Genomic DNA, 10,091 nt, shown 5'->3' on the forward strand with positions numbered 1-10,091 from the left:
GGGGGAAAGGGGGAAAGGTTTGGTATTTTCCCTTTCCCCTTTTCCCCTTACCCCTTTCCCTTTCCCCATGCCCTTTGCCCAATGCCCAATTCCCATCTCTGCTTTAAATCTCTGCGTTACTTGGCGTTTGAGAAATGCCACTCACTCCAATGCAAATACCAGCGAGGAAGAATGCGAATGCCCCCGCAGCTGCGCCTACAAAAGGTGTTATGGTTTGCGGTTGGGGAAATATGACACCAAACAAACTCATGGCCGCAGCAAACCCCCCAAAATAGGTACCAATTCCCAATCCCGCCCATCTTTGGGGTACTAGTCCTAAAGCAAAGGGAACTGCCCCGTTAACAATTAAACTAAAGCCAGCAATGATTAGCGCAATGATGGGAATTTGTACGCCGATAAATACCATCATGAGTAACGCCGGAATAATTGCACAAATACCACAAAGCATTGCTTGACGATTGCCAATTTTGACGGCAAACATCCCAGCTGGTATGTTGGCCAAAGCGATCGCAATTCCAATCCACACCATTTGCATATCGATATTATCAGTATTAAGTTGGGCTTTGAGGACTTTGCCCAAAACATCCATCAAAAATCGAATACCCCACGCTACACTAAAACCAGTTCCTAAAATTAAAGTTAATTTTTGTAAAGGAAACTTTACTATTTGTGCATTGTGTCGATCTACAGGTGTTTCTGGCTGATTAACTAACCGCAACACGGCCCCCGCACCCAACAACACAAAAGAACCAATTGCAAAGGTCAAAACTGGCCCTAAACTGAGAATATACTTGTTGGCGATCGGTCTAAAAGCGCCAATAAATCCTCCTACCAAAGTTACAACACTGGCAGCCAATGGTAACTCGGCTGGTGTAGAATACATTCCCAACAGGCATATGGCTGGAGAGCGAAATACTGTCATTGCTAATGCCCAGGCTACCAGAGTTATGGGTAAGAGCGATCGCAATATCATAGTAGGCGGGATCGAGCTGACAACACATGGTATTGCAATAAACAAAGCTGATGCCAGAATTACACCTACTGAAATGAAGGGAAATCGAGTTCCTACCCAGCGCCTACTTTGGTCTGAAAGTCCCCCCATCAAAGGTTCCAATACCGCAGCCAAGGCATTTTCCACCAGTAATAAACCAACAGCGAAGGAGGCAGGAAAACCAAACTGGGTCAAAAGTTGGGGCAAGTATATATTATAAATTAACCAACTCAGGGTAATTGCCCCCTGCACCGCTGCCAATACCCAAACTTGCACCCATAAAATATTGAAAGAAGATTTTGAGGTAGTCATAAGCAGAGGCGAGTAGGGAGTGGGGAGTGGGGAGGTGGGAAGATGGGGTGATGGGGTGATAGGGTGAAATTCTCTCCCCATCTCCCCATCCCCTTATCTCCCCATCTCCTTTAATACTCCGGAACTGAGGAATCGATTTCCCGACTCCAAGCGGTAATTCCGCCTTTGACATTCGTCCCAACGATCCCGGCTTCTTTGAGGATAGCGAGGGCTTTTGCCGATCGCCCGCCCATCTTACAATGAGCAATTAAATGGTGACCGTTTAATATTTCCTTCACCTTGGCAACGCCATCACCGTTTTCAATTTCTGGTAACGGCACCAAAACTGAACCAGGAATCTTCGCAATCTCGTATTCATTGGGGTTGCGGACATCTAGTAGTACAAAATCCTTCGCACCACTATCTAGCAATTCCTTCAAATCTGTAACGGTCATTTCTTGAATTTCCATCTGCTGTTTTGCCTCCTCTGCCTTAGCTTGTGGAATTCCGCAGAATTGTTCGTAGTCTATCAGTTTTTCAATGACTGGGCGAATGGGGTTAGGACGCAGTTTTAACTCCCGGAATTTCATGTCTAAGGCGTTGTAAAGCAGTAAGCGTCCGCTCAAGGTGTTACCCTGCCCGATAATAATTTTGACAGTTTCCGTTGCTTGGATAACACCAATAATTCCTGGCAAAATTCCCAACACCCCACCTTCTGCACAAGAGGGAACCATTCCTGGTGGTGGCGGTTCTGGGTAAAGGTCGCGATAATTCGGCCCGCCTTCGTAATTAAAGACAGTGGCTTGTCCTTCAAAGCGGAAAATGGAACCGTAGACGTTGGGTTTGTTTAACAATACGCAAGCGTCGTTAACTAAATACCTCGTGGGGAAGTTATCGGTGCCATCCACCACGATATCGTAAGGTTGAAAAATTTCGAGGGCATTTTCGGAACTCAGGCGAGTTTCGTAGAGATCCACCTGACAATAGGGGTTAATCTCGTGAATGCGGTTTTTTGCGGATTCAATCTTGGGTTTACCCACCCACGATGTACCGTGGATGACTTGACGTTGCAAATTGGAAGTATCAATAACATCGAAATCCACGATCCCAATGCGTCCAATACCTGCGGCGGCTAGGTATAAAAGTAGTGGCGAACCTAGTCCACCAGTACCGATACAAAGTACGCTTGCAGCTTTTAGGCGCTTTTGTCCTTCCAATCCTACTTCCGGCAAAATCAAGTGTCGGGAGTAGCGTTCGTAATCATCTCTGGTCAACTGGATTTCATCCAGATTCGGATTTAACATAGCAGTTGTCTTGTGCAAGAGCGGGAATATTAATCCTATCGAAAAATGATATCTATCTTGAAATTAAGCCGTTAAGTTATATTTTCAATGCTCTCTGCTTGGAACTGATGAGTATCATCAAGACTCCAGCTTCGCACTTGGGTGGCTTTACCGTTTTGGACGGAAACTATTATATACGAGTATCCTTGCCAAGCGTACAGGCGATCGCATTCTGAAGGTATGGCAGGGTTATCTGGGTGTGAGTGAAAAATGCCGATAATACTCAATGAGCGATCGCGTGCTTGTTTTTGTGCTTGTAACATCACTTCAGGTGCGATCGTATATTGCCGTTTTTTACTTTCTCCTGTGCGTTCGCCTGAAAATTCAGCACCTGCCTCTGTATTCCAGGCATTTTCTGTTGGCATCACTTCTACTGTCGTTTTGCCTTCACTAGCAAGATAGCCAAATATTATACCACAGCATTCTTCTGGGTAGATATTTTCGGCATGGGTGCGAATAGTTTGCAAGTGTTGTTCGCTAAATTTAATCATGTCTGCGTTTGTAATTTTATTTACTCCTAGCAGTTTTTGCTTGGGTACAAGATAATGCTACCGAATGATTTTATTTTCATGATAGCGATCGCCAGAAAATCCTACAACCAAAAATTAACAAGGTTTCTTCCCCTATCCTCGACTCCCTTTTTCAAGTTAGCGATCGCTGTAAACATCCTCTTAATATTTACTTAAGATTCTACTTATGAGGATCTGATTTATTCAGCTGCACCCAATTTTTGGTAGTTTTTTATGTCTCTCAGAAGAGAAAAATAAGATATCGATCTGGATTTTTTTCAAAGGCTCGCTTTGTCAGTGAGTCAAAAGTTTTTTTTCAACAAGCAAAGAAAAATCTTGTTTTAAATATTATCTAATCAGAGTAATAAAATAGCGGCATTACCGAATTTACAGTCCCTTACTGCTTAAGGTATTTGTTTGCTGATTGGGTAATTTATCTACTATTAAAGTATAAACAATACATAAATATTATTATCACCAAAGGATAAGTTTTTAGCCAAAAATATAAAGAATCTGCAAAGATATGCTTTTGAGTGTAGACATTCATTTGAATGTTTAGTATCTAATTAATATCAGCTTATTTAAGTGTTCCCTGTTTTCAAGCTAAAAACGCATCGACAACAGCTCCTAGTAAGGGCTGGCAAATATTTTTCCCGCTTCCCTGTTAAAGGTTCCCTATTCTCAAGACAGCGGGTATTCTCGATAGGCAAAACACAACTCAATCCAGCATTTTGCAACTAAAGAAAAGAGGTGAGGATTTCAAATCAGATATGGAGTCTGTCTGAATTTTGGCTCCTGATTCTGCTAAGTTTGATGTCTTAGACTTTTCTTTAAATTCTGCTGTATCAAGTATGGATTTTAAGTATTTCAGCTTGATTCCTCCATGCTTTTTCAGCGATCTCTGAGTTGAGTTAGAGCTGCATTACTAAATCTGAGGATGCTTAAAAAACCTGAAACATCCTATTTGTCTGAATTCATAAGCTGATAAACTTTTCTGCCATCTAAGACTTAGATTCTCCTAAACAGGTAGATAAACCACGTCTATTTTGAAAACTGTAGATTTTTGTAATGAGTGTAAAACTTAAAATTACAGCCCAAGCTGAATATTATACTCTCGTTACAAACTTGCGGTTTTAAAATTAATCGGGTTTAATTGCAGCCTTGCAAACTGAATAACATCGTGAATTTTTGGGAAAAATCGCTGTTGAAGAACAGCGATATATAAGTGTGTCGAAAGCGTCAAATTTTAGCTAGTTGATTTTGCTCTCAAACAGCACTAACTCCAAATTGGCGATTTCAGTTACTCAAAAAATTGATTTAGGTAGGTAAAAAATCATGGCAAATATCAATGGTACTACTGGAAATGATTTTCTAGCAGGGACAACGAACGATGACCTGATTCAAGGCTTATCAGGTAATGATAATATATCTGGTAATGGAGGTAACGACACTCTAGATGGTGGTTCCGGTAACGATCAACTGAATGCTTCCTTTTTTACTGGAAACAATATCCTCAAGGGCGGAAGTGGATCTGACGTTTTAGATATTTCCTTTTCCTTGGGAAATAACACCCTCAGTGGCGATGCGGGGGCTGACACATTTTTTATTACTGCCTCCACTGGCAACAATGCTGTTTCAGGTGGAGATGGGAGTGATACTTTCTATGCCATTGAAGTTCAGGGTACAAACACCCTCAATGGAGGGGATGGCGATGATTCCTTCTATTTTAGCGTCCCATTTACAACCCCTTTTTCCTTAGTGACTCAAACGGTAGATGGAGGAACAGGTAATGATTACTTAAACGTCGATTTCAGCAATGCTAACGTCGGAATCACTACGACCATTGGTTCGATTAAAGTGGGTAACAATCAGGTTAGCTACAAGAGTATTGAACGGTTACAGGTCAGAGGTACAGCCTATGATGACAACATTGTGGGCATCAATGGCAACGATGTGCTTTACGGTGGTAGTAGTGGCAACGATACGATTATCGGCGGTACAGGTAACGATACCTTAAATGTTGACTATTCCACAGGCGATAATTCCCTCAAAGGTGGCATTGGTAACGATAGTTTGAGTGCTATCTCTTCAAATGGGGATAATCTGTTGGATGGTGGAGATGGCAATGATGCGATCTCTGCGTCTGCCTACTACTACGACCCCTTCGGTAACTACTACAGTATAGGCAGTCCCTCCTCAGGCAATAACACCCTCAAAGGTGGGGCTGGCGACGATAACTTGAGTGCCAGCTATTCAAAAGGTAATAATCTCCTGGATGGAGGTGATGGCAATGATTTTCTCTCTATCTCCGCCTATAGTACTTTCGACTACAACTCTGGAATCACTTCTTTCTATAGTAGTTCAGGCAATAATACCCTCAAAGGTGGGGCTGGTAATGATAACCTGAGTGCTGAGCGTTCAACAGGCAATAACCTCTTGGATGGGGGTAACGGCAATGATATCCTGTCTGCCTTTGGTGCCTCTGGTAAGAACACCCTCAATGGTGGCGTTGGTGATGATTCCATATTTGTTGAGAATTCAACAGGCAATAATCTACTTTCTGGTGGCGATGGCAATGATTTTCTGTTTGCCTTTGGTGCCTCTGGTAAGAACACCCTCAATGGTGGCGATGGCAATGACAATCTCAATGGAGGAGATGGCAATGATATTCTCACAGGTGGTAACGGTAATGATATCGCTAATGGCAATGGCGGTATTGATACCTTTGTTTTCAATAGTTTCAATGAAGGTGTAGATACTATTAATGACTTCAACGCCACTAACGAACTGATTGGGGTATCTGCTGCTGGTTTTGGTGGTAGCTTATCAACAGGTGTACTATCTGCTAGTCAGTTTACTATCGGAACATCCGCAACCACTAGCAGTGAGCGATTTATTTATAACTCCACTACAGGTGGATTATTCTTTGACCAGGATGGTAGTGCTGGTGCATTTACTCAGGTACAATTTGCACAACTATTTGCTGGGTTGTCACTAACTAATAACAATTTTGTTGTTGTTTAATCGTAATTACGATTCCATCAGTTAGTAGGACAGTACAAGAATAAATTTTTAGAATGCGAGGTGTTGAACATAGCACCTCGCATTTGATTGCTGAATTATAGTTAGATTAACGAATAAAAGTGAGCATATTGCTGTTTTTTAGTTTCTACTGTGCGATTGCCTAAAATTTCAGCACCTGCTTGTGTATTTCAGGCATTTTCTGTTGGCATCACTTCTCTGTTGTTTTGCCTTCACTAGCTAGATAAGTCAAAGTTATACCACAGCATTCTTCTGGGTAGATATTTTCAGTATGTGCGAATTATTTCTAAATGTTCTCGGCTCAATCGGATCGTGTCTACGTTTGTAATTTTGCGACCTCTAGGGATTTTCGTTTGGATACAACACTTCACAACCTATTGAAAATATTACATTTTTATTAAAAAATAGACATCCTACTCAATATTTCGGTATTTACTTATTATAGGGTTATTGAGATGTTTTCTATTTTCAGGCTAGATGTTCAGGCGATTGATTGCATAATGAGGGCATGAAAGTATTCTTTTTCCAGTCCGCAGATCCTATTTTGAAAACATTAAGACTTATGCATTGACAAACCAATTAAATTATAGGTTGTGGGTTGAGGGCATTCCAGCCAGATTGATTTTCAACTATTTTTCAGCAATGCCTACGGTAACTACTTCCCTGAGCTAGTGATGAAGCATGGTTGAAATCAGCCCAAAACTAATTCTTTTAGCACTTAATCCCAACTATGAAAAATTTGTACAGTGCTTAAGGCTTAGATAGTTCGAGATAGTTCGATAAATACTACTTGCAAGTTCCTCACAATCAATCTTATGCAAAATTAAATCTGCCGAAAGCGTCAACTTTTAGCAAACTCTCTGGCTTTCAAATTATTATTAACCCGATTATTGGCAACTGAAATTATACAGGTTCGATTGAATACTTAATAATTAAAGCTGACGCCAAGAGAAGTCTGTAGCAAGATCCCACAGGGTTTCGCAAGTACTCTTGGGGAGCGCCAAATGCGAAGAGAACTTTCGAGAAGGACATATGCGGAAAACTTTGAATTATAGGTGATTTTCTGAACTTGATATTACTCTAAAAATTCTTTTAGGAAGGTAAAAGTTATGGCCAATATCAATGGGACTAAAAATGATGATACTCTCAATGGCAGCAACTTACCAGATACCATTAACGGTCTATTAGGCAACGATACCATTACAGCTAAAGAGGGAAACGACACCTTAACTGGTGGAAGCGGCAAAGATACATTTATTTACAAATTGGGCGATGGCACAGATTTCATCAGCGATTTTGGTGGCATTGGTAAAGGAACAAACCCAACAGCAGCGGTTATTGCCGAAGTTGATACGCTAATATTCCAAAGCTATGGCTTAACAGCAAGAAATTTGCTACTTACCCAGAATGGCACAAATTTGGAAATCACCTTTGAAAGGGTGGATGATGCCAAAGTCATCTTGCAAAACTTTGCCCTAGAAAACCTGGATAATCTCAGCAAATCCACTACAGCCACTGTAGACTTGGGCAATATTGTGTTTTACGAACAAACTAGCACCACGGACAGCTTTGATGTTTTCGATGCTAACTCCAACCAAAGCACTATTTTCAACAAGAATACAGTTACTTTCCTTAACGACCTGAACAATAATGTTAAAGGCTTTGATACCTCAGATGATGTCATCAATGGTCAGGGAGGTAATGACAAAATCCGGGGGTTAAGTGGCAACGACCTTTTGAGGGGTGGAACAGGCAACGATACTCTCATTGGTGGTGCGGGGAATGATACTCTCGTTGGTGGCGCAGGTAATAACTTGCTCAATGGTGACATTGACAATGATTTACTCTCTATCTATAGCTACTACGACATCTATGACTACCCTCCCTATAAAAACAACCCTCGTTCAGATGGCAATAATACCCTCAACGGTGGTGCTGGCAATGATACTTTGATTGCTAGCCGTTCAACAGGCAAGAACTTGCTTGATGGTGGCGATGGCAATGATTCTCTAGACATCTCTGGTTATGACGAGTATGTGCTACATAGCGAGTATAGCTCTTTAGGCAATAACACCCTTAAAGGAGGTACTGGTTTTGATACCTTAAATGCTAACTATTCAGCGGGTGATAATCTACTCAGTGGTGGCACTGACAACGATCGCTTAAGTGCTAGCGGTTCAAAAGGCAATAATCTACTTTCTGGGGGCGATGGCAATGATTATGTCTCCGTCTCTGGTCAGTACCAGTACGAGTTCGACTCATACGGACGTTTCCCTACCTTTAATTTCGACTCTCGTTCCTTAGGCAATAACACCCTCAACGGTGGTAATGGCAATGATACCTTGAGTGCTAGCGGTTCAAAAGGCAATAACCTGCTCGATGGTGGCAATGGCAATGATTATCTCAGCATTTCTGGCTCGTATTCTTATACCTACAGCGAATATGAAGACACATATTACGAAGCTAGAAATGACTCTCGCTCCGTTGGCAATAACACCCTTAAGGGTGGTGCTGGTGACGATACCTTAGATGCTGGCGGTTCAACAGGCAATAATCTGCTCTCTGGAGGCGATGGCAATGATTATATCTCTGCCTTGGATGCCTTTGGTAATAACATCATTAAGGGTGACTATGGTAATGATACCCTAAATGGTGGTTTTGGTAATGATAGCCTCTATGGAGGAAGCGGTATCGATACCTTTGGTTTTAAGAGTTTCAATCAAGGGGTAGATACTATTTATGACTTTAATGCAGCTAATGAGGTGATTAGCATAGCTTTTGGCTACGATTTTGGTGGTAAAGGTGTACTTTCAGCTAGCCAGTTCATTATTGGAACATCTGCAACAACAAATGCTCAACGATTAATTTACAACTCTACGACAGGTGCATTGTTCTTCGATGAAGATGGCAGTGGAAGTACGTTTAGCCAGGTACAATTTGCACAACTATCTGCCGGGTTGTTACTAACTAACAACCATTTCGTGATTATTTAAGCTTAATTTGAAAATGCTAGTAGCCCTTTCAAGGTGGCCAACGAAGATACGTTGTTTCAGTGCTACCATCTTGAATCCTGCGCTCAGATTTTGGGCTTTTTGAAGGTAGAAATAACCAATTCTCGTTCTAAATTTCACCACCTTGAAAGGGCTAATGCTAGGACTTACGCATTGACAGAAAATACCAAATATGGATGTTTGAAAAACCATATCTGTGGTAGGGGCACAGCACTGCTCATTGGTGTCAACTTAACGTGAAACCCTGATAGAAAGGTGATGAGCGAGTTCTACTCATTTACCATCAAGATCCGCGTTACCCCACCCTGGCTTTGCTGACGCAAAACCTCCCCTCCCCTTGCCAAGGGGAGGGGTTGGGGGTGGGGTAAAACGATTGTGGGGCAATTTGAGCTTAAGTTGACACGTATGAGCACTGCTGTGCCCCTGCTCCCCTGTGGTCTTAATGATAAGTCTTTAACCGGACACGATATTACCCTCATCAGCCAGATAACCCAAGATTGCATCATAATATTGTCTGGGTAGATGTTTTGAGCATAGGTGCAATGAGTTTGCAAGAGTCCTGTTGACTAAATTCAATCATGTCTGCGGTTGTAATTTTATCCTCCTCTAGCGGTTTTCGCTTGTGTACGAGATGTGGTATTCTCTAGTTTTTTCCGATCGCCAAAAAATCCCACAAATTAATCAAAAAGTTTTCCTCCACTATTCCCTACTGTCAATTACCTAAGGAAGTTGGCACGATAAAACCAAACTCTACGAAGAAAAATCAACTCAGTTAAAACCCTTATTCCTATTAGCTATTTGCCATTTATTATTGCCTTATTTTAACGATAATTATTGACGCCGACTACATGTTTTCAAAAGAGCGATCGCCCAGTTAATATGTATTTTTACTGAATGTATTTCT

5 protein-coding genes are annotated in these 10,091 nt (G+C 41.6%); 2 read left to right on the forward strand and 3 right to left on the reverse strand.

Annotated elements, in window-relative coordinates; all coding sequences use genetic code 11:
* Positions 1 to 103 precede the first annotated feature (103 nt).
* The 3 genes from NSTC745_RS19870 to NSTC745_RS19880 form a co-directional block, all read right to left on the reverse strand.
* On the reverse strand, positions 104 to 1,303 hold the full coding sequence (locus NSTC745_RS19870; protein WP_445632470.1) for an MFS transporter: 1,200 nt from the start codon (positions 1,301 to 1,303) through the stop codon (positions 104 to 106).
* A 110-nt stretch (positions 1,304 to 1,413) separates the two neighbouring features.
* Positions 1,414 to 2,586: a molybdopterin-synthase adenylyltransferase MoeB gene (moeB, locus tag NSTC745_RS19875; RefSeq protein WP_445632471.1), complete on the reverse strand. Its 1,173-nt coding sequence runs from the start codon at positions 2,584 to 2,586 to the stop codon at positions 1,414 to 1,416.
* 71 nt (positions 2,587 to 2,657) lie between these two features.
* Positions 2,658 to 3,116 (reverse strand): Mov34/MPN/PAD-1 family protein, encoded by a 459-nt coding sequence (locus NSTC745_RS19880; protein WP_445632472.1) that lies wholly within the window; start codon positions 3,114 to 3,116, stop codon positions 2,658 to 2,660.
* 1,353 nt (positions 3,117 to 4,469) lie between these two features.
* On the opposite strand from NSTC745_RS19880, the gene NSTC745_RS19885 reads away from it, so the two are divergent.
* Positions 4,470 to 6,158: a beta strand repeat-containing protein gene (locus NSTC745_RS19885; RefSeq protein ID WP_445632473.1), complete on the forward strand. Its 1,689-nt coding sequence runs from the start codon at positions 4,470 to 4,472 to the stop codon at positions 6,156 to 6,158.
* A gap of 1,127 nt (positions 6,159 to 7,285) precedes the next feature.
* Positions 7,286 to 9,169, forward strand: a complete 1,884-nt coding sequence (locus NSTC745_RS19890) for a calcium-binding protein (protein WP_445632474.1) — start codon at positions 7,286 to 7,288, stop codon at positions 9,167 to 9,169.
* The last annotated feature ends 922 nt before the right edge of the window (positions 9,170 to 10,091 follow it).

It is taken from the genome of Nostoc sp. DSM 114161 (assembly GCF_052692665.1).

What these genes read in the sequence shown, in the direction of transcription:
- NSTC745_RS19885 (WP_445632473.1), top strand. Translation starts at nt 4,470, where the DNA reads ATGGCAAATATCAATGGTACTACTGGAAATGATTTTCTAGCAGGGACA.
- NSTC745_RS19890 (WP_445632474.1), top strand. Translation starts at nt 7,286, where the DNA reads ATGGCCAATATCAATGGGACTAAAAATGATGATACTCTCAATGGCAGC.
- NSTC745_RS19880 (WP_445632472.1), bottom strand. Translation starts at nt 3,116, where the DNA reads ATGATTAAATTTAGCGAACAACACTTGCAAACTATTCGCACCCATGCC.
- moeB (WP_445632471.1), bottom strand. Translation starts at nt 2,586, where the DNA reads ATGTTAAATCCGAATCTGGATGAAATCCAGTTGACCAGAGATGATTAC.
- NSTC745_RS19870 (WP_445632470.1), bottom strand. Translation starts at nt 1,303, where the DNA reads ATGACTACCTCAAAATCTTCTTTCAATATTTTATGGGTGCAAGTTTGG.